This is a genomic window from Streptomyces spectabilis, from assembly GCF_008704795.1.
In the GTDB taxonomy this organism is placed as follows: Bacteria; Actinomycetota; Actinomycetes; order Streptomycetales; family Streptomycetaceae; genus Streptomyces; species Streptomyces spectabilis.
Genome location: NZ_CP023690.1, coordinates 1,971,098 through 1,994,341 on the forward strand (window position 1 = coordinate 1,971,098; position 23,244 = coordinate 1,994,341).

Here is a 23,244-nt window from a genome sequence, read left to right on the forward strand (position 1 = left end):
CTCGTGCGGAACGGCGGGCGGCGGGGCAGGTCCCCGGTGGCGGGGCCCGGCCCCGGGAGGGGTCAGGAGTGGAACGGCAGGCCCGCGTCGGCCACCAACTCCAGGTCGTCGGTGTCGTCGGGGGGCAGGAGCGTGGCCGAGCCATCGGTGACGGGGACGACGCCGAGCTCCAGGAGCTCGGCCATGGCGGCGCTGCCCGCCATGTCGCGCACCTGGAACTGATAGCGCGCTGTCGTGCGGTAGGTCCCGCCGGAGTCGTCGCCGGTGCGCTGGAGGAAGCCGGACTCGGTGAGGAACGCGGCGGCCTTGCCGACGATGCCGGTGGTGGACCCGGCCAGTCTGCGCGCGTCCTTGGTGGCTCCGGTGGAGCTGCGCCGGGCCCAGATGCGCCAGGCGGACTCCAGGCCGGGAGCGTTCGTGGCCGGGTCGGTGTTCTCGCCCTGCTCCTCGGCGCGCTCCTCCAGACGGCGGCAGGCCTGGCGGACGAACGCGTCGACCCCGTTGACGGTGACGCGGCCGATGTAGCCGTCGTCGGCGAGGTCCTCGGGGCGCGGGAAGGCCATCGCGGCGACGGCGAGGTGGGCGAGGCCGTGCAGGAAGCGGTCGGTGGAGTCGGCGGCGGCGCGCCGGGCGTAGTCGCCCATGCGCACGGCGAACACGGAGTCCTCGGCGGCGGTGACCGCCATCCCCGCGCGCGGGGACACCTCCAGGACGACGAGGCCGAGGCCGGTGGCGACGGCGTCGGCGAGGCGCGCGAAGGACGGGTCCTCGCGGTAGCGGCGGAGCAGCTCGCCGTACTCCTGGTCGCGGGCGGGCTGGAGCTTGGGCTGGAGGCCGAAGGCCACGAGCCGGGCCGCGTCGGCGGCGTCGGCCGGGGTGACGGCCGGGGCGGCCGCCGGGTCCGGGGCGGAGTCCGGCTCGCCCCACGCGGCGTGCTCTGCGGGGTGGTCGGTCACGGCTGCGGCTCCTTGCTGCGGTGGTTCGGTCGTACGTCTCCTGGGGTGCCCGGGGCGGCGCCGCGGGCGCGGGGCGTCACGCCGCCTCCGTGCGGTCGGCGGCCATCCCCGCGGCGTCGAGCAGGGCCGTGCCGACGATGAGGTCGGCGCCGCCGAACTCCGGGTCGTCCAGGTCCGTGCCGTCGTCCACGGCGAACAGGAGCCGCTCCTCGCCCTGGCGGTAAGCGGTGCCCACCGGCGGGCTCGCCGCGTGCACGGCGAGCAGGGCGACCAGATAGGGCAGGTCGGGGTCGCGGCGGCGGGCGTCGGCGAGCAGCCCGGAGAGCCTGCGCGGCGCGTCCGGCGGCAGGGCGAGCAGCTCCATCGCGCCGGCCAGCTGCTCCTCGCTGAAGCGGCTGTCGTCGGGCGTGGCGATGAGGTCGGGCTCGGGCATCTCGGCGCCCAGGTGCTCACGCTCTATCGGCGGGGTCAGGAGTATGTCGACGAGGTCGCCGACGCGCACGGACACCGGGGTGCGCAGGCCCGTGCCGTGCGCGAAGAAGGCGTCCGTGACCCGGGTGGCCTGCTCGGCGGGGAGCGGCAGCACGGGGGCGACGAGCTGGCCGTACAGGTCGAGGCCGGTGCGCGCGGCGGGGGTGGCGAAGGCCTGGCGGTCCTGCTCGGCGCGGAACAGGGGGCCCGCTTCGAGGAGCCGGGACTGGAGCTGGGTGTGGCGGCGGATGCAGTCCTTGACGATGTCGACCAGCTCGGCGGCGCGGCGCTTCTGCTCGGGGTCCTCGGACTCGTCGCGGGCCTTGCGGATGTTCGTCAGGATCGCGTTCTCGTGGCGGTAGCGGTCGGCGACGTGGTCGAGGGCCTCGGCGATCATGTCGGGGACCGCGTTGAGCCAGTCCACCGCGCGGACGTTGCGCCGGGTGGCGTCGAGGGCCTTGCGGAGGGTCTCCGAGTACTGCACCGTGCGGTAGCGCGCCTGCTCGGCGGCGAGCTGGGCGTCGGCGAGGCGGCCCCGGCTGATGAGCACCTCCAGCTTCACCTCGGCGGCGATCTGGGCGCTGGTGACGTCCGTGTCGAGGGCGCCCACCAGGACGTTCACGGCCTCGTCGGTGGTGCGGAGGTAGACACCGCCGCCGTATCCGGGGACTTCCTCGATGAGTTTGAAGTCGTAGTCCCGGCGGACGTACGTCCCGTCCTGGTCGAAGGTGCCGTAGACCGCGCGGAAGCCGCGGTCCACGCTGCCGACGTTGATCAGGTTCTCCAGGACCCAGCGGGCGACGCGCTCGTGCTCGGCGGCCGGGCGGCGCGGGGCCTGGGCGGCGACGCGGGGCAGCAGGCGGGCGACGATCTGCTCGTGGTCGGCGCCCGTGTCGAAGTCCATGTTCAGCGTGACGAGGTCGATGGCGGACAGGGCCACCTCCGCCATCGCGTACACCGAGTACTCCCCCGCGAGGTTGGCCTTGCGGGCGTCCAGGTCGTGCAGCGGCGCCGTGCACGCGAGCGCGCGCAGGCGCCGCGCCAGGCCCTCGTCGGCGGCCGGGCCCGGCGCGGGCCGCGGCCCCGCGCTGAGCTGGGGCGGAGCGGTGTCCGATACGGCAGGCGAAGTCACGGTGCACAGACTAGGTCCTCGGTCTGACAACGGTCGAAACGACGCAGATGCACCGTGCGGGACCCGGCGCCGGCGACGGGCCCGCTCCCCGCTTCACCTGGTGCCGAGGCCGCCCTCCGCCACGCGGCGCGCGTAGGTGTCGACCAGGCCGCGCCGCGAGTCGTCCAGGTACTCCCCGAGCAGCCCCTCCGCCTCGGGCCCCGCGCCGGCCTGGAGGGCTTCCAGGAGCTGTCGGTTGCGGGCCAGGTAGGGCTCGTGCAGGCGGCGCGGGTCGTCCACCACGTGGAAGGCGAGCCGCAGTTCGGCGAAGACGCTGCGCATCAGCTCGTCGGTGCGGTCGCTGCCGGCGAGCGCGACCAGCTCGCGGTGGAAGTGGATGTTGGCGGTGGACACGCCCTTCCAGTCGCGCGCGCGGGCCGCCGCCGCTCCCTCGGCGACCGCCGCCGCGAGTCCGTCGACGGCGTACGGCGGCTGTCCGAGGCCGCGGACGACGGCGCACTCGACCAGCTTCCGGATGCGGTAGATGTCCTCGACGTCGTCGACGGTCAGGACCCGCACGAACACGCCCCTGTTGAGCTCGTGGACGAGCAGCCGCTCGTGGGTGAGCAGCCGGAAGGCCTCGCGCAGGGTGTTGCGCGAGACGCCGAGCGCGCCGCCGATGCTGTCCTCGGACAGGCGCGTGCCGGGTGGGAAGTACCCCTCGGCGATGCGGCTCCGCAGGATGTCCGCGACGCGTTCGGCGGTGCTGGTGCGGCCCAGCAGCGCGCGGTCGTCGGCGAGACCCGTCAGTTCAGCCATGCTCAGCGATTCCCTCAGCCATGCCGGGATTCAACCGCAGGGACAAGAACGAAACAACACGGGTATTGAGGGATCGTTGAACAATCCTCTACGTTGTCCGGCAAGCGGCTCCCGCTCCCCGCAGGGCGCCGTCATGCTCAGCCCGTCAACAGCACCCGCGGCGCTTCCGGACCCCCTTCGGCACCGCTCATCACAAGCACCCTCCAGCACCGCCAACCCCTCTGCGAGGTGCCCATGAGCACGACCCCACCGCCCTCCCCGATATCCGTCGACGACCCCCGGGGCGACGCCCGACCCCCCGACGACGACGGCGCGTTCGGCTGGCTGCGCGCGCTCGGGCCGCGCGGCCGCCGGGCCTTCACCGGCGCCTTCGGCGGGTACGCGCTCGACTCCTACGACTACTTCACGCTGCCGCTGACGATGGTCGCCCTGAAGGCGTACTTCGATCTGAACAGCGGCCAGACCGGTCTGCTCACCACCGTCACGCTGGTCGTCTCCGCCGTGGGCGGGGCGGTCGCGGGCGTCGTCGCCGACCGCATCGGCCGTGTGAAGGCCCTGATGATCACGGTGATCACCTACGCGGTGTTCACCGTCGCCTGCGGCTTCGCGCCCAACTACGAGACCCTGCTGGTCTTCCGCGCCCTCCAGGGCCTCGGTTTCGGCGGCGAGTGGGCCGTCGGCGCCATCCTGGTCGCCGAGTACGCGAGCGCGAAGAACCGCGGCCGCACGCTCGGCGCGATCCAGAGCGCCTGGGCCGTGGGCTGGGGTCTCGCCGCGATCGTCTACACCCTGGTGTTCCAGTTCATGGACGACGACGTCGCCTGGCGCGTGATGTTCTGGACGGGCGCCCTGCCCGCGCTGCTCGTGGTCTACGTACGCCGGAACGTCCACGACGCCCCGGAGGCGGCCGCCGCGCGCGAGAAGAGCGCCGACAAGGGCTCCTTCACGGCCATCTTCAAGCCGGACCTGCTGCGCGTCACGCTCTTCGCGGTCCTGCTGTCCACCGGCGTCCAGGGCGGCTACTACACGCTCGCCACCTGGGTGCCCACCTACCTCAAGGACGACCGCGGCCTCACGGTCGTCGGCACCGGCGGGTACCTCACGTTCCTGATCTCCGGCGCCTTCCTCGGCTATCTGACCGGCGGGTACCTCACCGACAAACTGGGCCGCAAGCGCAACATCACCTTGTTCGCCTTCCTCTCCGCGGCCAGCATCGTCGCCTACACGAACATCCCCGACGGCGCCAACGGCCTTCTCCTTGTGCTCGGTTTCCCGCTGGGCTTCTGCATGTCGGCCATCTTCAGCGGCTTCGGCTCGTTCCTCAGCGAGCTGTACCCGGCCGCCGTGCGCGGTACCGGACAGGGCTTCACGTACAACACCGGGCGTGCGATCGGCGCCGTGTTCCCCACCACCGTGGGCTTCCTCGCGGACAGCTGGGGCACCGGCGGCGCGCTGATCTTCGGCGCGTTCGGGTACGCGCTCGCCGTCATCGCCCTGCTCGGGCTTCCGGAGACGCGCGGCAGGGAGCTGCTGTGACCCCCGCCGAGGCACGGAAGCGGTTCCGGGCGGGCCTGAGCGCCCCCACGGCGGGCTGGGCCCCGGGGCGCACCCAGGCGAACCTGATCGCCGTCCCCGCCGACTGGGCGTACGAGATGCTGCTGTTCTGCCAGCGCAACCCGAAGCCCTGCCCGGTCCTGGACGTCACCGACGCGGGCTCCTGGACCACGCCGCTCGCCCCGGGGGCCGATCTGCGCACGGACCTGCCGCGCTACCGCGTGTGGGAGCACGGCGAGCTGGTCGAGGAGCCCACCGACGTGGTCGCGCACTGGCGCGACGACCTGGTGGCCTTCCTCATCGGGTGCAGCTTCACCTTCGAGTGGTCCCTCGCGGCGGCGGGCGTGCCGCTGCGCCACATCGAGCAGGGCCGCAACGTCTCCATGTACGTCACCGACCGCCCGTGCAGGCCCGCGGGGCGGCTGAGGGGGCCCATGGTGGTCTCCATGCGCCCGGTCCCGCCCATGCACCTGGCGGCGGCGATCAGGGAGAGCTCCCTGCTGCCCGCCGTGCACGGCTCCCCCGTCCACTGCGGGGACCCGGCCGGGCTCGGCATCACCGACCTCGACAAGCCCGACTTCGGCGACCCGGTGGACGCCGAGGCCGACGACATCCCGGTCTTCTGGGCGTGCGGAGTCACGCCGCAGGCCGCCGTGATGGCCTCCCGGCCGCCGTTCGCGCTCACGCACGCGCCGGGCCACATGTTCCTCACCGACGCGCGCGACGAGCAGTACCGCGTGGCCTGAGACGACCCGGAGCGGCACGCACGGTGCCCACGCGCGCGTGGGCACCGTGCGTGGGCACGCGACAACGAACAGGAGCGAGTACGTTCATGACCTGGGCCTCGATCGACCTCAACGCCGACCTCGGCGAAGGCTTCGGCCGCTGGCGGCTCACCGACGACGAGGAGATGCTGTCCGTGGTCACCAGCGCCAATGTGGCGTGCGGCTTCCACGCAGGCGACGCGGCCACCATGCGGCGCGTGTGCGAGCGGGCGGCCGAGCGGGGCGTGCGGATCGGCGCCCAGGTCTCCTACCGCGACCTGGCGGGCTTCGGGCGGCGCGCGATGGACGTACCGCCCCTTGAGCTCGCGGCCGAAGTGGCCTACCAGATCGGCGCCTTGGAGGTGTTCGCCCGCGCCGCGGGCGCGCGCGTGTCGTACGTGAAGCCGCACGGCGCGCTCTACAACCGCGTGGTCCACGACGCCGAGCAGGCCGCCGCCGTCGTGGACGGGGTGCTGCTCGCCGACGACCGCCTGCCGGTGCTCGGCCTGCCCGGATCGCGCCTCCTGGAGGCGGCGGAGAAGGCCGGACTGCCCGTCGTCACCGAGGCGTTCGCGGACCGCGCGTACACCGACGAGGGCACCCTGGTGCCGCGCGGCACCGACGGGGCCGTCATCGCCGACGCGGACGCCGTCGTCGAGCGGTCCGTCGGGATCGCCCGGTCCGGCACGGTGACCGCGCACAGCGGCCAGCGCATCCCGGTCCGCGCCCGCTCCCTGTGCCTGCACGGCGACACACCGGGGGCGGTGGGGCTCGCCCGGCAGGTCCGCGCGCGCCTGGAGGCGGCGGGCGTCCGGGTGGAGGCGTTCGCGTGAGCGCCTCCCGCGAGCGGCCGCGCATGAAGGTGCTGCCCATGGGCGAGCGGGCGCTGCTCGTCGAACTCGCCGACGGGAGCGCGGCCGAGGCCCTGCACGCCGAGCTGCTGCGTCGCCGCGCCACCGGTGAGCTCACGGTGCGGGAGGTCGTCCCGGCGGCCCGTACGGTGCTTCTGAACGGCCTCGACGCCCCGGCGCGGCTCGCCGCCCGCCTGCCTTCCTGGGAGATCCCGCCGCTGCCCCCGCGCGCGGAGGACGTACTCGAACTGCCCGTGCGGTACGACGGCCCCGACCTGGCGGACGTGGCCGCCCTGTGGGGCGTGCCGGTGCGGGAGGTGCCGCGGATCCACGCGGCGGCCGAGTTCCGCGTCGCCTTCTGCGGGTTCGCCCCCGGCTTCGGCTATCTGACGGGCCTCGGCGGGCTGCCCGACGTGCCGCGCCGGGCCACCCCGCGCACGACGGTGCCCGCGGGCTCCGTGGGCCTCGCCGGGCCGTACACGGGCGTGTACCCGCGTCCGTCGCCCGGAGGCTGGCAGCTGATCGGCACCACGGAGGCCGTGCTGTGGGACCACGCGCGCGTACCGGCCGCGCTCCTGACGCCGGGCGTGCGGGTCCGCTTCGTCCCGGAGGCCCGATGACCGACCGGGCCCTCGCCGTCGTACGGTCCGGGGCGCTGACCACCGTGCAGGACGAGGGGCGGCCCGGGCACGCCCACCTCGGGGTGCCCCGGTCCGGAGCCCTCGACCGGCCGGCCGCCGCGCTCGTGAACCGTCTCGTCGGCAACCCTCCCGAAGCGGCCGTCCTGGAGACCACCCTCAACGGCTGTGCGGTGCGGCCCCGCTGCGCGGTCACCGTCGCGGTGGGCGGTGCGCCGTGCCCGGTGACCGTGGACGGACGGCCCGCCCCCTGGGGGATGCCGGTACGGGTCCCCGCCGGGGCGCTGCTCGACGTGGGAACCGCGGTCTCCGGAGTACGCGCCTACCTCGCGCTGAGCGGTGGCGTGGCCGTCGAGCCGGTGCTCGGCAGCCGCTCCACGGACCTGCTCTCGGGCCTGGGGCCGCCGCCTCTCGTGGACGGGGCGGTCCTCCCCCTGGGGGACGCGGCATTCGCTCACGCGCGCGTGGACGTCGTTCCGCAGCCGGGGCCGCCGAGCGAGCTGGTGCTGCGGCTGACGGCCGGGCCGCGTGCGGACTGGTTCACGCCCGAGGCGCTGCGGACCCTCGCCACGCGCGCGTACCGCGTGTCGTCGGCGAGCAACCGCATCGGCCTGCGCACGGAGGGGCCGCCCCTTGACCGGGCGGTGGGCGGGGAGCTGCCCAGCGAGGGCATGGTGCTCGGCGCGGTCCAAGTGCCGCCGGACGGCAGGCCCGTGGTGTTCCTCGCCGATCACCCGACCACGGGCGGCTATCCGGTGGTGGGCGTGGTGCGGGGCGCCGACCTGGCGAGGGCGGCGCAGGCGGTGCCGGGGACGCGGGTGCGGTTCGTGGTCACGTGGGCGCTCACGCCGCCTCCGGCCGCGCCGGTGCCACGGTCAGGCCCGTGAGCGCCGCCGCGACGGACCGCGCGGCCCGTGCGTCCAGGCCGCCGCTCGTGCCGCACAGGCCGTGGTGCACCTCCGCCGCGGCCAGGGCGAGGAGTTGGGGCAGCAGATCGGTGCAGCGCCGGGCGACCCACCCCGTGCCCTCCGTGGCCAGCCACCACAGGCTCGCCGAGCGGGTGGGCGGCGGCAGCTCCGGCTCGTGCCCGGGCGGAGGGCCGACGGCAAGGCCCGCGGCGGCGAGCAGGGCGTGACAGCGGGCGGCGAACACCCGGTGGCCGCGCTCGCCGGGGTGCAGCCGGTCCGCGCTCCACAGGGTGCGGTCGGCCACCCACTGCTCGTCGGCGGCGTGCAGGTGCAGCGCCCCGTGGCGCTCCGACAGCGCGTGCACGACCGCGTTGACCGCGCGCTGCCGCCGGGCCAGCGGGCGCCGGAGGGCACCGGGGAGCCCGAGCATCGCCCCGGGGTCGGGCAGACAGGCGGTGAGCAGGGCGGCGCCGCGCCCGGTCACCGCGCCGTAGACCTCGTCGAGGCGGGCGGCCACGGCACGCACGTCGAAGGTGCGGCGCAGCGTGTCGTTGACGCCCACGACGACGGACACCAGGCCGGGCCGCAGGGCCAGCGCCTCGGGGGTCTGGCGGTGCAGGACGTCCCAGGTCCGGGCGCCGTTCACGGCCAGGTTGCGGAACGCGACGGGCCGCTCCGGCGGCCCGATGCCGGCGGCGAGCAGGGCCGCCCAGCCCCGCCAGGCGCCGTCCACGGGGTCGCCCACGCCCGCGGTGAGCGAGTCCCCGAGGGCCACGTAGGTGAACGCGTTCATCCGCCACCGCCGTACCCGGGCAGCGCCACCACGCCGAGAGCCTCCCGTGCCCCGTCCCGCGCGGCGCCGACGCCGCCGGCGGCGCTCACGTCGGTGGCCGCGTCGTGCGCCGTCAGGAACGCCGCCACCGCGGTGTCCCAGCCGAAGCCCTCCGCACGCGCGCGTGCGGCCCGTCTCCGGTCCCGCTCGGGCCGGTCGAGCAGGGTCTGGACCGCGTCCGCGAACGCGTCCGCCGTGTCGGCGGCCACCGCTCCCGCCCCGTCCACGATCTCCGGCAGCGCGGACGAGGCGCTGGCCACCACGGGGGTGCCGCACGCGAGCGCTTCCAGGGCGGCGAGCCCGAACGTCTCGCACGGCCCCGGTGCCAGGCACACGTCGGCGGTGGCCTGGAGGGCGCCGAGCGCGGCGCGCCCCGCGACGTGCCCCAGGAAGGTCACCGGCAACCGCCGCTCCCCGGCCCGCTGTTCGAGGCGCGGCCCGAGCGGCCCGTCCCCGGCGACGACGAGCACGGCGGGCACGCCACGCACGCGCAGTTCCTCCAGGGCGTCGAGCGCCCTCCCGGGCCGCTTCTCCACCGAGAGCCGTGAGCACAACAGGAGCAGCACGTCGCCCTCGCGCGCGTGGGCGGCGCGCAGGCGAGCGTCCCGCAGCCCCGGGTGGCGGTCCCGTAGATCGACCCCCAGGGGTGCCCGTACGACATTGCCCGCCCCTATGCGGACGAATTCGCGCTCGGCCCACTCGGTGGTGCACACCACGCGCGCGTAGGCGTGCGCGGTACGGGAGTTCAGGGAGTCGGCGGTCCGCCGTGCCAGGCCCGGCGGCAGTCCCCATGTGCGCATCACGGCGTCGGCGGCCTCGTGGGAGACCATCACGGCGGGAACCCGGGCGCGGCGCGCCCACGCGCCGGTCCAGCGGAGCGTCGTACGGTCCGACACTTCGAGGCGGTCCGGGGCCAGGTGCTCCAGGAGGCGGGTCACCCGGCGCCGGTCGGCGAGGACGCGGTAGCCGCCCGTGCCGGGCAGCTCGGGCCCGGGCACCGTCACGACGAGGCCCTGTTCGGTGTCGGCCACCGAGGCGCGTTCCCCGGGGACGATCAGGACGGGATCGTGTCCGGCGGTCCGATAGCCGCGGCCCAGCTCGCGCAGGGCGGTGCGCAGGCCTCCCGACGACGGCGTCACGAAGTTGGCGAGGCGCACGATGCGCAGGGGGCCGGTGTGCCGCACGGTGAACGACTCCCCGGGCCGCGCGGGGGCCGTGCCGATGCCCCGGGGGGCCGTGCGGATGCCGCGCATCACGCCGCCACCGCCGTCCGCTCGGCGAGCACCTCTTCGTAGTGCCCGACGAGCTGGTCCCCGACGGCGTCCCAGGTCCGTCCCTCGACCGCGGCGCGCCCCGCGGCGCCGTACGCCGCCCGCAGGCCGGGATCGGCGGCCATGGCCCAGACGGCGTCGCGCACGGCCTCGGCGTCGCCCGGCGCGACGAGGCTCCCGGTGCGGCCGGGTACGACCAGGTCGAGCGGCCCGCCCACGGCGGGCGCGACCACCGGAACGCCGCTGGCCATGGCCTCCTGCACGGTCTGGCAGAACGTCTCCAGGGGCCCGGTGTGCACGAAGACGTCCAAGGAGGCGAAGATCCGGGCGAGTTCGCCGCCGGTGCGGCGTCCGAGCAGCCGCGCGCCGGGCAGCGCCGTCCGCAGCGCCGTCCTGCTCGGCCCGTCGCCCACGACGACCACGCGCACTCCGTCGAGGCCGCACACCCGCGCCAGGAGCTCGACGTGCTTCTCCGGGGCGAGCCGTCCCACGTAGCCGACGAGGAGTTCGCCGCCGGGGGCCAGCTCGCGCCGCAGCGCCTCGTCGCGCAGCGACGGCCGGAACCGGTCCGTGTCCACGCCGCGCGGCCACAGGCGCACCCGTGGCACTCCGTGGGCCGCCAGATCGGCGAGGGCGGCGGAGGACGGCGCGAGGGTGCGGTCGGCGGCGGCGTGCACGCCCCGGATGCGCCGCCACGCGGTGGCCTCGCCGACGCCCATGTACGTGCGCGCGTAGCCGCCGATGTCGGTCTGGTAGACGGCGATGGTGGGGATGCCCTGGCGGGCCGCGGCGGTCATGCCCCGGGCGCCGAGCACGAACGGGCTGGCGAGGTGGACGAGTTCGGCCCGGTGCGCGCTCAGCGCCGCGGCCAGTCGGCGGCTCGGCAGCGCCACCCTGACCTGCGGGTATCCGGGCAGCGGCAGGGAGGGCACACGGATGACGGGGCACGGCGCGCGGCCGTCGGGCTCGGCCCCCGGCACGGCGGCCGGGGTGATGACGAGGGGGTCGTGGCCGCGGGCGGCGAGCTGCCGCGCGGTCTGCAGGGCGCAGTGCGACACGCCGTTGACATCGGGCGGGAAGGACTCGGTGACGATGACGACACGCATACCGGTGTTGTCGTCAGATGGGGCGTGCCCACGTCAACGTGGATCTTTCCTGGCGAGGAACGTCCCATGAGCGTTCCGCTCCGCGCGCGGCGACGGCCCCGCGGACCGCACGGCACCGCCCCGAGCCGGGCTTGCCGCCGCGCGCCGGGCCCTCACACGGCGGGCGCGTCCGGCCCTATCCGGTTCCGCACCGCGGACTGGACCTCGTCCTCCTCGGCGGGATCGGTGGCGAGCCTCCTGAGCTGGGCGACGACGCGCGCGTCACCGGTCTCCGCGTGCCGCGCGGCGACTTCGCGGGTGGATTCCTCGCAGTCCCAGAGGCACTCGACGGCGAAGCCCGCGGCGAAGGAGGGGTCGGTGGCGGCGAGCGCGCCGGCGGCGCGGCCCCTGAGATGGGAGGAGGCGGTCTCGCGGTAGACGTGGCGCAGGACCGGTGCCGCGCAGCAGATGCCCAGGCGTCCCGCGCCGTCGACCAGCGGCCACAGCGTCGGCGCGTCCGGTCCCTCGCCGCGCACGGCCTCGCGCAGCGCGGCGAGCACCAGCTGGCTGTCCTCGGCCCCGCCGCGGCAGGCGAGCACGCGTCCGGCGGCGGCGCCAAGGACGTCCGGGCGGCCCGCCCACTGACGGGCCCGCTGCACGGCGGCGACGGAGCGCATCCGCTCGAAGGTCTCGGCGGCGACGTCCACGACGACGGACGACGCGCTCTGTGCCGCCTCCTCGATGAGGTCGAGCACGTCGGGGTCCTGCGCGTCGGCGAGATAGCGCAGGGCGGTGCCGCGCGCCCCGTCCGCGCCGTGCCGCGCCACCGCGATGATCTCGGCGCGGTCCTCGGGTCCGGCGACGGCGCTCAGACAGCGGGCGGCCGGGGCGTGCAGCGCGGCGCCGCGTTCGAACCCTTCCTGGGCCCAGTCGAGCACAGCCTTGACGCTCCAGCCGGGACGCGGCCCGGACGGCTCCAGCTGCCGCTGCCAGCGGTCGAAGGAGCCGCGCTCCTGGGCGGCGCGCACGCGGGCGCCGATCTCCGGGCGCGGATCCTCGGCCCACAGCCGCCAGGGCCGTGGTTCGAAGGCGTCGCGGACGGCGACGGTGAGGGCGGCCTCGCCCTCGGCGTCGGTGGGGAAGCGGGCCAGGACGGGCCCGGCGAGGGCGCGCAGGGCCGCGTCGTCGTCGCGCAGGGCCAGCTCGTCCAGGGCCCAGGCCCAATTGCTGCCGTACTCGGCGTACCGGCGCAGCATCCTGAGGGCGTCCAGGCGGTCGTACGAGGCCAGGTGACCGAGCACCGAGAGCGCGAGGCCGGTGCGCGAGTCGTCCGTGACCAGGGTGTCCTCGGGGTCGAAGAGGTGGCGCTCGATGGCGCCGAGCTCGCCGTTCAGATCGAGGTACAGACGGGCGTAGTACAGGGAGCGGTTCTCCACCTGCCAGTCGTGCCGCGGGTCGTGGAGCACGCAGTGGTCGAGGGCGGAGAGCGCCTCGGCCCGTGGTGCGGTGAGCGCGTGCAGCGTGCCGTCGCCGCGGCCTCTCTGCAGCAGGCCGAGCAGCGTACCGCTGGGCGCTATGACCGGTTCGAACATGGGAAACAGCCTCACATCAAGCGTCGACGCAACCGGGAATCCGCATTACCTGGCCGTGCGCCAACACGTCGGGCCGCCCGCCGCCGTCTCTTGCTTGTCGAAGACCATTTTCCTCTGCCTTTCGTCGGTGGCCCGGGGGGATACCGGACTCCAGGTCCGGGTTCGGGCCGATCACGGGCCACGCGCTGCGGCAACTCCTGCCCCGACGTCATGTCCGTGAATCACGTCGTCATGATGACCCAGCGGTTACACCCGCCGCGACCACATTTCCGGCGCCCCCGTCGCACCAGATCGGGTACCCCGGTCAGGCGGCCCCGAACAGCGTGAGCAGCTCGCCCTTGTCGAACATCCGTGCGGTGTCAATCGCCGACGGCGTGCCCGCGGCCGGATCGGCGCCCCCGTCGACCAGCGCCCTGACCACGTCGTCCGCACCCTTGAAGACGGCGCCGGCGAGCGGCGTCTGCCCCCTGTCGTTGGCACGGTCGACGTCCGCGCCGCGCTCCACGAGGACGCGCACCGCGGACGCGTGACCGTGGTACGCGGCGAGCATGACGAGCGAGTCGCCGCTGTCGTTGGTCAGGTTCACGGGGACGCCCGCATCGATGTACGCGGCGAGGGTGTCGGTGTCACCGGCGCGCGCCAGATCGAAGATCTTGCCCGCCAGCTCCACGACCTCGGGGTCGAGGGCTTCGCCCATGGTGGTGCCCGCCTTTCGCGATGCGCGTGGCCGGGCCCCGGCGCGTGCGGGGGCCCGGATGGTTCCCGGCTGCTCAGCCGTGCAGCCGTACGAGTGAATCGACAGGGTACTGCCCGTCACGGCACATGACCGACCGCATCGGCGGCAAAGATCACTGCGGGCGCGGCCGACCGCCCGCCCCTCACCCCGGACAGCTCGGCGACCCGCCGCCGTTCAGGGGAAATTTCAGGAATTTCCCCCATTTGCACCCCATCTCGTATGGATACATGCTGTGAGCCTGGAAGTACTGATGGTGACTGTCCCCCTCAATCAGGAGAACTCTCATGGTCCTGTCCATCTCCGGAGTCGTGCTGCTCGGCATCATCGTCTTCCTCTTCTTCCGCAAGGACGGGCTCAAGGCCTCCCACGCCCTGGTCTGCGCCCTCTTCGGCTTCTTCCTCGCGGGCACCGCCATCGCGCCGAGCATCAAGGCGGGCAGCGCGAGCCTCGCGAGCCTGCTCGGCGGGATCAAGTTCTGACGGCTGAGCCCCTCACCACCACCTCCAGGAGACCGACGTGGCCCGGCGCCCTCTCCCCCGCATCCTGAGCAACGGCACCGCCCAGATCGCCCGGAGCCGGGAGCACATCGCGCGCAGCCGCGAGCTGGCCCGGTCGGCCGCCGACAGCGCCACCGACGTCCTGCATCCGCTGATCACCATCACCCGAGGGCTGCGCCGCCTCGCCGGAGCCGGGCGGCGCAAGTGGTCCGCGACCCCCAAGGACCGGCGGGGCCCGCTGCTGTTCCTCGTGGCGTCGGTGATCCTCGTGGTGGCCCTCATCCCCTACGGACCGCTGCTCGCCGTCATCTGCCTGATGGCGGCGGCCGCCTGGAAGGGCCGCGAGCGCACCGTCCCTGCGCCCACCGGCCCAGACGACGCGCAGGCGCAGCGCCTGCAGTCCCTCTACGAAGCGCTGGTGCCGTACTTCTCCGTCCCGGAGGACCCCAGCCCGCTGTTCACACACGGCGGCGAGTGGGAGAAGGCCTTCCCCGCCCACGAGTTCGACGACACCGGGCGCGTGTCCCACCTCGTGGTGCGCTACCCCGCGTACTTCACGGACGGCGAGGCCGAGTCCCGCGCGCGGATCGAGCAGCTGCTGCACGCCAAGTCGGGGCGCGGCCGCGAGTACCACTTCGAGTGGGACGAGGAGGGCAACAGCCTGACCGTGGACGTGCTGCCGCCGCTGCCCACCGACATCGCCGCCCAGCGGTTCGTCACCGCCCCCGGCGAGACCGTCCTCGGCTTCACCGACCCGACCTCGGTCCAGCGCACGCTGCCCGTGGCCGACGGCGACGACCAGCGCGACGTGCCGCCCGTCGTGTGGCGCACGGGGCCCCGCTCGACCGAGCCGCACCTGCTCGCCGTCGGCCAGCCCGGCAGCGGCACCACCACGCTGCTCCGCTCGATCGCCCTGCAAGCTCTCCGGCACGGCGACGTCGTGGTCGTCGACGGCACGGGCACCGGCGACTACGCGTGCCTCGCCGGGCGCGAGGGCGTCCTGGCCGTGGAATGCGGGCTCGCCGGGGCCCTCGCAAGTCTGGAGTGGGCGGCACACGAGACCGAGCGGCGGCTCATCGCCGCCAACCGGGCCCGGCAGGCGGGCCAGTCGCCGCCCGAGGACACCAGGCGCCCGCTGTGGATCCTCCTCGACCGGCCGAGCACGCTCGGCCACCTGGCCGCGGCCGACGGGCACCGGGACCCCCAGGAACTGCTCCAGGTGCCGCTGCGGCACGGCCGCGCGGCGGGCGTCACCGTCGTCGTCGCCGACCAGCTCGACAGCGTGGACGCCCTCAGCGACGCGGTGCGGCAGCACACCCGCGCGCGCGTGGTGCTCGGCCCCACCGCCCCCGACCAGCTGGAGCAGATCCTCGGGGCGGCGCCGCACACGACCCCCACGGCCGAGGTCCCGGCAGGCCGCGGCTACGCCCGCCTCGGCACGGGCCCGGTGCACCGCCTCCAGGTCCCGGCGACACCCGACCCCTACGACGACGCGACGAGCGAGGCGCACCGCCGCGCGGTCCTCGAACTCCTTCCGGGGCGTACGACACCCGCGGACGCGGCCCTCGCGGCGGCACCCGCCGTCGCGGAGGGCTGAGGCGCGCGCCTCAGGCCACGAACGACTGCGGCGCCTGCATCCCGCCGCCCGCCCCCGTCTCCACCAGGCGCGCCGCGGCCGCGAGCCGCACCGCCGCCTCGTCCGCGACCGCTCCCCCGACGGTGAACGGCAGCCGCACATAGCCCTCGAAGGCGCCGTCCACACCGAAGCGGGGCCCGGACGGCACCCGGACGCCGACGCGTTCGCCGACCTCGGCGAGGCGCGAGCCGGAGAGGCCGCCGGTGCGCACCCACAGAGTCAGGCCGCCGCGCGGCACCTCGAACTCCCAGTCGGGCAGCTCCCTGCGCACGGCGGCGACCAGCGCGTCGCGGTTGTCGCGGGCCTGGGCCCTGCGCACGTTCACCGCCTCGTTCCAGCCGCCGGTGTTCAGGAGCCAGTTCACGGCGAGCTGCTCCAGGACGGGCGTGCCCAGGTCGGCGTACGCGCGCGCCGCCACCAGGCTGCGGATCACGTCGGGCGCGGCCCGCACCCAGCCGATCCGCATGCCCGCCCAGAAGGCCTTGCTGGCCGAGCCGACGGTGATGACGGTGGCCCCCGCGGGGTCGAAGCCGCAGACGGGCCGTGGCATCTCGACGTCGTCGAGGGCGAGTTCACTCATGGTCTCGTCGACGACCAGGACGGTGCCCGCGGAGCGCGCCGCGTCCACCAGCTTGCGGCGCTGGTCCTCGTCGGCGAGGGCACCGGTCGGGTTGTGGAAGTCCGCGACGACGTACGCGAGACGGGGCGCCGCGTCGCGCAGCACCTGCCGCCAGCGGTCCAGGTCCCAGCCGTGCAGCCCCTCGGCCATCGCGACGGGCACGAGCCGTGCGCCCGCCTCGCGCATCAACTGGAGGATGTTGGCGTACGACGGCGACTCGACGGCGATGCGTTCGCCGCGGCCCGCGAAGAGGTGGCAGATCGCGTCGATGGCGCCCATGGCGCCGGTGGTGACCATGATCTGTTCCGGCATGGTCGGGATCCCGCGCGCGGTGTAGCGCTCGGCGAGCATGGCGCGCAGGGCGGGCAGTCCCGCCGGGTAGTCGCCGTGGGTGTGGGCGTAGGGCGGCAGCTCTTCAAGGGCGCCCTGTACGGCACGGGTGAGCCAGGGCTCGGGGGCGGGCAGGGCCGCGCAGCCCAGGTCGATCATGGAGCCGACGGCTTCGGGCGGCAGGGGTTCGAGCCCGCGCGCGGGGAGCGGGTTTCCGGCCGGGACCGCGGTCCAGCTGCCCGCGCCCCTGCGGGACTCGAGGAACCCTTCGGTGCGCAGCGCCTCGTAGGCGGCGGCGACCGTGGTGCGGCTCACGGAGAGCGCGACCGCGAGTTCCCGCTCGGCGGGCAGGCGGGCGGCCACGGGAACGCGTCCCTCCAGGACGAGGAGCCTGATGCCGTCGGCGAGGGCGCGGTAGGCGGGCGGGCGGCGGGTCCCCGCGCCCGCGGGGCGCGCCTGCTGGGAGGTGAGCAGCCGGGCGAGCTGGGTCGCGCCCACCGCTGATGTCCACTGAGCCATGATCCCAGTCCACCTTCATCGAATTGGCCATGGTTGGCGCCTTGCGCCAAGCCACAGAGTGTCATGAGTCAGGCCACTACCACCACGGGGGGCATCTCTTGTCCAGGGAGCATCCAGATCCGTCCATTCCGGCCCCGGCGCGCCGGGGCCGGTCCGTGCCGAGGCTGCCGGGCGGCGACCGCCTCACCCGGCGCCTCGTGCAGCTGTACGCGGGCCTGGTCCTGTACGGCGCGAGCTCGGCGCTGCTCGTGCGCTCGGGCCTCGGCCTGGAGCCGTGGAACGTGCTCCACCAGGGCCTGGCCGAGCGGACCGGGATCTCCATCGGCGTCGTGTCGATCTTCGTGGGCGCCGCGGTGCTTCTGCTGTGGATCCCGCTGCGGCAGCGCCCCGGCCTCGGCACGGTGTCGAACGTCTTCGTCGTGGGCCTGGCGATGGACGGCGTGCTCGCGCTCGTCCCGGACGCGCACGGGCTCGGCATACGGATCCCGCTGATGACGGCGGCCATCGTCCTCAACGGCGTGGCGACCGGCCTCTACATCGCGGCGAAGTTCGGGCCGGGCCCCCGGGACGGCCTGATGACGGGCCTGCACGAGCGCACCGGCCGCTCGATCCGGCTGATGCGCACGCTGGTGGAGGTGGCCGTGGTCGTCACCGGCTTCGCGCTCGGCGGCACCCTCGGCGTGGGCACGGTCGTATACGCCGTGGCGATCGGCCCGCTCGCCCAGTTCTTCCTGCGCCTCTTCGCCGTCCCGGCGCCATCGGCCAGGGGCGTGGTGGCCGCCGGCGGGCCATCGGAGCGGGCGATACTGCGGCGGTGACCACGCGCGTACGCCATCCGTACCTCGACCATCCGGGTCCGCTCGCCTTCGCCCACCGAGGGGGCACGGCCGACGGCCTGGAGAACACCGCGGTGGCGTTCCGGCGCGCCGTCGACCAGGGCTACCGCTATCTGGAGACCGACGTACACGCCACGGCGGACGGCCGGCTCGTGGCGTTCCACGACGCCACGCTCGACCGGGTCACGGACGGGACCGGCTCCATCGCGGCGCTGCCGTGGCACGAGGTGCGCCACGCGCGCGTGGCGGGGCGGGAGCCGGTGCCGCTCTTCGAGGACCTCCTGGAGGCGTTCCCCGAGGCGCGCTGGAACGTGGACGTGAAGGCCGAGCCGGCGCTGGTGCCGCTGCTCGACCTGGTCGAGCGCGCCCGTGCCTGGGACCGGGTCTGCGTCGGTTCGTTCTCCGAGGCGCGGGTGGCGCGGGCCCAGCGGCTCGCGGGCCCGCGCCTCGCGACGTCGTACGGGACGCGCGGCGTCCTGGCGCTGCGGCTGCGCTCCCTGGGCTTCCCGGCCGTCCCGCGGGTGTCCGCGGTGTGCGCGCAGGTGCCCGAGGCGCAGTCGGGTGTCCGGGTGGTCGATCACCGCTTCGTGCGCATGGCCCACGCGCGCGGGCTCCAGGTGCACGTGTGGACGATCAACGACGCGGCCCGCATGCACGCGCTGCTCGACCTCGGGGTCGACGGGATCATGACGGATCACACAGAGACACTGCGCGACGTCCTCAAGGACCGCGGCTCCTGGGTGTGATCACCTCGGGGCGCAGGGCGCGGACCAGCCGATTCCGGGCCTGATTTAGCAACGAGCGGCGAAGGCCGGTAGTGTACGCCTTTGGCCTACCAGGCGGACCGTTACTGCGTGCTGAGATTTCGGCAACGCTGGGTGACATCTGTTGTCAGATGTGACAAACCGGGCGTCGGTGGGTACAACAAGGGGCGGCATACGACGGCGACGCATGGCCCGGTACGGGAATCTTTACCGCCGACCGGACGTTGTCCGGATGACGACGACAGCGACACCTGTCCTGTGGGCGACAAGCCCGGGAGGCACGATTCATGAGTGAGCGAGCTCTTCGCGGCACGCGCCTCGTGGTGACAAGCTACGAGACCGACCGCGGCATCGACCTGGCCCCTCGCCAGGCCGTGGAGTACGCATGCCAGAACGGACATCGTTTCGAGATGCCGTTCTCGGTCGAGGCGGAGATTCCGCCGGAGTGGGAGTGCAAGGTCTGCGGGGCCCAGGCACTCCTCGTAGACGGGGACGGCCCCGAGGAGAAGAAGGGCAAGCCGGCGCGTACGCACTGGGACATGCTCATGGAGCGCCGTACTCGAGAAGAACTCGAGGAGGTCCTTGAGGAGCGCTTGGCGGTCCTCAGGTCCGGCGCGATGAACATCGCGGTGCACCCGCGCGACAGCCGCAAGTCCGCGTAAGCGCACGGCGGTCAAGCAGTAACGACGAGGGCCGGGCCCGCTGCTCTGCAGCGGGCCCGGCCCTCGTCGTGCTGTCGGCGCCCTCGTCATGCTGGCGGCGCCGCTGACGGGCGCGTCAGCGCGGGAGCTGGGGGTCGTCCGGATAGCCGCCCGGACGGGCCGGGGGCTGGTCCTCACGGATCACCTCGCCCTGGACGACCTTGCCGTCGGGGTGGTGCATGCGCGCCTGCTGGAAGGCGTCCCCGAGGCCTCCGGGGGCGGACGCCGCGGCCGCGCGGAGCTTGCGGTCGAAGGCGCGCTCGGCGCTGCGGCTGAGGACCTTCTGCAGCGGCGGCACGAGCAGCAGCAGGCCCAGGGCGTCCGAGATCAGGCCCGGCATGATCAGCAGGAGCCCGCCGAGCATGGTGAGGGCGCTGCCGCCGCCCTGGTCCTGCGCGGGGGCCAGGCCCTGCTGCTGCTGTCGCAGCGCCTCGCTCAGGTTCTTGAAGGCGCGGCGGCCGGCCCGCTTGATGACGAAGGAGCCGAGCACCAGGCCGCCCACGAGCAGCAGGAACACGGTCAGGCCGCTCGACGCGCCCGCCACCACGGTGAGCAGCCAGATCTCCAGGACCAGCCAGGCGACGAGGCCGAGGGGCAGGAACCTGAGGACGCGGGAGCGCCGGGGCCGGGCGGGCTTGAGGGGAGGCGGTGCGCCAGTCGTCATGCTCCCAGTGTGCCTGGCCCCGGCTCAGACCGGGATAAGCGGGGTGATCAGGAGCGGGGGTCGGACGGCTTGCGGCCCAGGGCCTTGCCGACCCGCTCCCCCACGCCCCAGGCGGTGACCCGCCACAGCGCCTCGGCGACGATGTCACGGCTCATCTTGCTGTCGCCGTGCTCCCGCTCCACGAAGGTGATGGGCACCTCCACGACGTGGTAGCCCGCCTTGACGGCCCGCCGGGCCAGGTCGACCTGGAAGCAGTAGCCCTGGGACGCCACGTCGCCGAGCCCGAGCCCTGCCAGGGTCTCGCTGCGGAAGGCGCGGTAGCCGCCGGTGACGTCGCGGATCGGCACGTCGAGGAGCAGCCGGGAGTACGTGCTGCCGCCGCGCGACAGGAACTCGCGCGACTTGGGCCAGTTGACGACCCGTCCGCCCGGCACCCAGCGCGAGCCGAGCACCAGGTCGGCGCCCTTGAGGGCGGTGAGCAGGCGCGGCAGTTCCTCGGGCTGGTGCGAGCCGTCGGCGTCCATCTCGACCAGGACGCCGTAGCCGTGCTCCAGACCCCAGGAGAAGCCCGCGAGATAGGCGGCGCCGAGGCCCTCCTTGCCCTTGCGGTGCAGCACGTGGACGTGGTCGTCCTCACCCGCCAGCTCGTCCGCGATCTTCCCGGTGCCGTCGGGGCTGTTGTCGTCGGCGACGAGCACGTGCGCCTCGGGCACAGCGGTGCGCACCCGGCCCACGATCGCCTGGATGTTCTCCGCCTCGTTGTAGGTCGGGATGATCACCAAGGCCTGGCCGAGCGGGCCGAACTGCCGTCCCTCGTCCGCCGCTTCGCCGATCCCGCCGCCGTTGCTCACTACTGCCCCTTCGTTCGTACGCAGGGGACCACCATAGTGGCCCGGGCCTGGGGCTCTCGTACCCGTGCGGAAGCGATCCTGCGGGTCGGGGCCCGGTGCCCTTCGGGCCGGCCTGGGACCCGCTGGCTGCGGATCGACCGAGAGCCGTTGTCTACTGAGCTTCCGGGCCCCACCCGGGTCGCACCTCCCCCGATCTCCCATGGAGCGGGAGGGACGTCCTTGCCCCGGCGATCGCGTTCCCGCGCCCGGGCGTCGCGGGCGCTGGACCTGGCTCCCTGTGGCGGTGCGCCGGTGTGGCGCACCACCCGTGACCCAGCGGCGTTCGACGACTGCGTGCAGGTACACCGGTCGGACGTCCTGTGGTGGACGCGGCCGAAACTACCGGTGTACGGCGGCCGTCTGTCAATACCCGTGTGACCTGCGGCGTTTCCGTAGATCAGCAGGTCAGTGGCGAGAGGCCCCGGCGCGCGCGACGCGCCGCCAGGCCCCGTTCGGAGCCGCGCGGCCGCACCGGCGTCACTCGCCCGGCCGTACGAAGACGGTCTCGCCCGCGACCACCGTGCGCAGACAGACGGGCAGCTCGGTGCCGGGCGTCAGGTCGGGCAGGCCCGGGGTGCCGGAGCGCGGGTCGGTGGACCAGCGGGCGACCCGGTCGTCGGGGGCCTGGACGACGAGCTCGCCGGTGCGCCACACGGCGTAGTCGGCGGGGGCGCCGGGCACCAGGACGCCCGCGTCGTCGCGGCCGGTGGCCCGCCAGCCGCCGCGCGTGTGGGCGGTGAAGGCGGCGCGCACGGACACCCGCTGCCCGGCCGTGCGGTGGAAGGCGGCGGCGCGGACGGTGCCCCACGGGTCGAGCGGCGTGACCGGGCTGTCGGAGCCGAAGGCGAGCGGCACACCGGCGCGCAGCAGGGCCGCGTACGGGTTGAGGGTGCGGGCGCGCTCGGCGCCGAGCCGCCGGGCGTACATGCCGTCGTCGCCGCCCCACAGCGCGTCGAACGCGGGCTGCACGGAGGCGGTCAGACCGAACTCGGCGAAGGCGGCGACGGTCTCGGGGGTGAGCATCTCGGCGTGCTCGACCCGGTGCCGGGCGGCGCGGACGCGGGCGAGGCCAACCTTGTCGGCGGCGGCGCGCACGCCGTCCGTCACGGCGGTCACGGCGGCGTCCCCGATGGCGTGGAAGCCCGCCTGGAGGCCCGCTTCGGCGCAGGCGGCGACGTGGTCCGCGACGTCGGCGGCGCTCAGGTAGGCGTTGCCGGTGCCGCCGGCGTCCGTGTCTTCGTACGGCTCGTGCAGCCAGGCCGTGTGCGAGCCGAGGGAGCCGTCCACGAAGAGGTCACCTGCGGCGCCCCGGGCGCCGAGCTCCCGCGCGCGGGCCACGCCTTCGGCGCCCGGCTCGCCCCAGTAGCCGACGACGCGCGGCCCGGGCTCGTCGGCCGCCAGGCGCAGCAGGCCCGTGAAGTCGTCCTCGCTGGAGATGGTGGGGCCCGCGCACTCGTGCACGGAGCCGATGCCCAGCGACGCGGCGCGGCGGAGCGCGGCGCGCTGGGCAGCGGCGCGCTGGAGCGGCGTGACGGCCCCGTGGGCGGCCTCGCGCACCGCGTGGTGGGCGTCGGCGGTCAGCGGCGCGTCGGCGCGGAACCCGGCCGCGTCGGCGACCCCGGGGACCAGGTCCAGGAGGGCGGTGGTGACGACGGCGGAGTGCACGTCGACGCGCGACAGGTACAGCGGGCGGCCCCCGGCGGCCTCGTCGAGCTCCGCGCGCGTGGGCGGGCGGCCGTCGGGCCAGCGGGCGGCGTCCCAGCCGTGCCCGAGCAGCACGCGGTCGTCCGGGCGCGCCGCGGCGTGTTCGCGGACGAGAACGAGGGCTTCGGCCAGGCTTCCGGCGCGCGAGAGGTCCAGGCCCGTGAGCGCGAGCCCTGCGCCCGTGGTGTGCACATGGGCATCGGTGAACGCGGGGGTGACGAGGGCGCCTTCGAGGTGGACGACCTCGTCGACGCCGTCCGCGAAGGCGTCGGCGGCGCCCTCGGAGCCGACCCAGGCGACATGGCCGCGCTCGACGACCATCGCGGTCGCGAAGGGATCGGCGGGGCTGTGGACTTCTCCGCCGCGCAGCAGGACGGTGCGGTGCCCGCTCTCGGGGGTGGTGCGCTCGCTCATGGGGACAGTCTCGCGCCTGCGCGCGGTCGGCGTGCCGCCGGGGTGGCGCGCCGGGCCGGGCCCGCCGCGGCGGGCCCGCGGG

At 74.8% G+C, this 23,244-nt stretch carries 22 protein-coding genes; 10 read left to right on the forward strand and 12 right to left on the reverse strand.

Annotation, left to right across the window (positions count from 1 at the left end):
- Positions 1-62: 62 nt before the first annotated feature.
- The 3 genes from CP982_RS08280 to CP982_RS08290 form a co-directional block, all read right to left on the reverse strand.
- Positions 63-956 carry a hypothetical protein gene (locus CP982_RS08280; protein ID WP_150509927.1) on the reverse strand — a complete coding sequence of 298 codons (894 nt, stop codon included), beginning with the start codon at positions 954-956 and terminating at the stop codon, positions 63-65.
- 76 nt (positions 957-1,032) lie between these two features.
- Positions 1,033-2,559 (reverse strand): hypothetical protein, encoded by a 1,527-nt coding sequence (locus CP982_RS08285; RefSeq protein ID WP_150509928.1) that lies wholly within the window; start codon positions 2,557-2,559, stop codon positions 1,033-1,035.
- Positions 2,560-2,652: 93 nt separating this feature from the next.
- Positions 2,653-3,357 (reverse strand): GntR family transcriptional regulator, encoded by a 705-nt coding sequence (locus CP982_RS08290; protein ID WP_150509929.1) that lies wholly within the window; start codon positions 3,355-3,357, stop codon positions 2,653-2,655.
- A 234-nt stretch (positions 3,358-3,591) separates the two neighbouring features.
- Between CP982_RS08290 and CP982_RS08295 the strand changes: the two genes are divergently transcribed.
- The 5 genes from CP982_RS08295 to CP982_RS08315 all read left to right on the forward strand — a co-directional run bounded on the left by CP982_RS08295 (position 3,592) and on the right by CP982_RS08315 (position 8,051).
- The gene (locus CP982_RS08295) at positions 3,592-4,893 is read left to right on the forward strand and encodes an MFS transporter (protein WP_150509930.1); all 1,302 of its coding nucleotides are present in this window, start codon (positions 3,592-3,594) and stop codon (positions 4,891-4,893) included.
- Positions 4,890-5,657, forward strand: a complete 768-nt coding sequence (locus CP982_RS08300; protein WP_229879017.1) for a putative hydro-lyase — start codon at positions 4,890-4,892, stop codon at positions 5,655-5,657. The genes CP982_RS08295 and CP982_RS08300 overlap by 4 nt, the downstream gene beginning before the upstream one ends.
- 86 nt (positions 5,658-5,743) lie before the next feature.
- Positions 5,744-6,508: a LamB/YcsF family protein gene (locus tag CP982_RS08305; protein ID WP_150509931.1), complete on the forward strand. Its 765-nt coding sequence runs from the start codon at positions 5,744-5,746 to the stop codon at positions 6,506-6,508.
- Positions 6,509-6,531: 23 nt separating this feature from the next.
- Positions 6,532-7,146 carry a 5-oxoprolinase subunit B family protein gene (locus tag CP982_RS08310; protein WP_150515376.1) on the forward strand — a complete coding sequence of 205 codons (615 nt, stop codon included), beginning with the start codon at positions 6,532-6,534 and terminating at the stop codon, positions 7,144-7,146.
- On the forward strand, positions 7,143-8,051 hold the full coding sequence (locus CP982_RS08315; protein WP_150509932.1) for a 5-oxoprolinase subunit C family protein: 909 nt from the start codon (positions 7,143-7,145) through the stop codon (positions 8,049-8,051). Before CP982_RS08310 ends, CP982_RS08315 begins: the two co-directional genes overlap by 4 nt.
- Here CP982_RS08315 and CP982_RS08320 read toward each other — a convergent pair.
- From CP982_RS08320 to CP982_RS08340, 5 genes are all read right to left on the reverse strand, one after another.
- A complete protein-coding gene (locus tag CP982_RS08320) occupies positions 8,008-8,865 on the reverse strand; it encodes an SGNH/GDSL hydrolase family protein (protein ID WP_150509933.1) in 858 nt (285 codons plus the stop codon). The genes CP982_RS08315 and CP982_RS08320 overlap by 44 nt on opposite strands.
- A complete protein-coding gene (locus CP982_RS08325) occupies positions 8,862-10,157 on the reverse strand; it encodes a glycosyltransferase (protein ID WP_150515377.1) in 1,296 nt (431 codons plus the stop codon). Before CP982_RS08325 ends, CP982_RS08320 begins: the two co-directional genes overlap by 4 nt.
- Positions 10,157-11,281 (reverse strand): glycosyltransferase family 4 protein, encoded by a 1,125-nt coding sequence (locus tag CP982_RS08330; protein ID WP_150509934.1) that lies wholly within the window; start codon positions 11,279-11,281, stop codon positions 10,157-10,159. Before CP982_RS08330 ends, CP982_RS08325 begins: the two co-directional genes overlap by 1 nt.
- A 152-nt stretch (positions 11,282-11,433) precedes the next feature.
- The gene (locus CP982_RS08335) at positions 11,434-12,852 is read right to left on the reverse strand and encodes an SDR family oxidoreductase (RefSeq protein WP_150509935.1); all 1,419 of its coding nucleotides are present in this window, start codon (positions 12,850-12,852) and stop codon (positions 11,434-11,436) included.
- 304 nt (positions 12,853-13,156) lie between these two features.
- The gene (locus CP982_RS08340) at positions 13,157-13,549 is read right to left on the reverse strand and encodes an ankyrin repeat domain-containing protein (RefSeq protein ID WP_150509936.1); all 393 of its coding nucleotides are present in this window, start codon (positions 13,547-13,549) and stop codon (positions 13,157-13,159) included.
- Positions 13,550-13,872: 323 nt separating this feature from the next.
- Here CP982_RS08340 and CP982_RS08345 point away from each other — a divergent pair, with 323 nt between their 5' ends.
- Both CP982_RS08345 and CP982_RS08350 read left to right on the forward strand, forming a co-directional pair.
- Positions 13,873-14,067 carry a hypothetical protein gene (locus CP982_RS08345; RefSeq protein WP_030560547.1) on the forward strand — a complete coding sequence of 65 codons (195 nt, stop codon included), beginning with the start codon at positions 13,873-13,875 and terminating at the stop codon, positions 14,065-14,067.
- A gap of 37 nt (positions 14,068-14,104) precedes the next feature.
- The gene (locus CP982_RS08350) at positions 14,105-15,682 is read left to right on the forward strand and encodes a hypothetical protein (protein WP_150509937.1); all 1,578 of its coding nucleotides are present in this window, start codon (positions 14,105-14,107) and stop codon (positions 15,680-15,682) included.
- A 10-nt stretch (positions 15,683-15,692) separates the two neighbouring features.
- On the opposite strand, the gene CP982_RS08355 is transcribed toward CP982_RS08350, so the two are convergent.
- Complete coding sequence (locus tag CP982_RS08355; RefSeq protein WP_150509938.1) at positions 15,693-17,189, reverse strand: SCO1417 family PLP biosynthesis transcription factor; 1,497 nt, start codon at positions 17,187-17,189, stop codon at positions 15,693-15,695.
- A 155-nt stretch (positions 17,190-17,344) separates the two neighbouring features.
- Between CP982_RS08355 and yczE the strand changes: the two genes are divergently transcribed.
- From yczE to CP982_RS08370, 3 genes are all read left to right on the forward strand, one after another.
- Positions 17,345-18,007: a membrane protein YczE gene (gene yczE / locus CP982_RS08360; RefSeq protein WP_372503339.1), complete on the forward strand. Its 663-nt coding sequence runs from the start codon at positions 17,345-17,347 to the stop codon at positions 18,005-18,007.
- A complete protein-coding gene (locus CP982_RS08365) occupies positions 18,004-18,771 on the forward strand; it encodes a glycerophosphodiester phosphodiesterase family protein (RefSeq protein ID WP_150509939.1) in 768 nt (255 codons plus the stop codon). Before yczE ends, CP982_RS08365 begins: the two co-directional genes overlap by 4 nt.
- Before the next feature lie 305 nt (positions 18,772-19,076).
- A complete protein-coding gene (locus CP982_RS08370; RefSeq protein ID WP_030360404.1) occupies positions 19,077-19,451 on the forward strand; it encodes an RNA polymerase-binding protein RbpA in 375 nt (124 codons plus the stop codon).
- A 115-nt stretch (positions 19,452-19,566) separates the two neighbouring features.
- On the opposite strand, the gene fxsA is transcribed toward CP982_RS08370, so the two are convergent.
- The 3 genes from fxsA to CP982_RS08385 all read right to left on the reverse strand — a co-directional run bounded on the left by fxsA (position 19,567) and on the right by CP982_RS08385 (position 23,162).
- Positions 19,567-20,154, reverse strand: coding sequence for an FxsA family membrane protein (gene fxsA / locus CP982_RS08375; RefSeq protein ID WP_150509940.1), 588 nt, complete (start codon positions 20,152-20,154; stop codon positions 19,567-19,569).
- Positions 20,155-20,201: 47 nt separating this feature from the next.
- Positions 20,202-21,005: a polyprenol monophosphomannose synthase gene (locus CP982_RS08380; protein WP_150509941.1), complete on the reverse strand. Its 804-nt coding sequence runs from the start codon at positions 21,003-21,005 to the stop codon at positions 20,202-20,204.
- A 516-nt stretch (positions 21,006-21,521) separates the two neighbouring features.
- On the reverse strand, positions 21,522-23,162 hold the full coding sequence (locus CP982_RS08385; RefSeq protein WP_150509942.1) for an amidohydrolase: 1,641 nt from the start codon (positions 23,160-23,162) through the stop codon (positions 21,522-21,524).
- Positions 23,163-23,244: the final 82 nt, after the last annotated feature.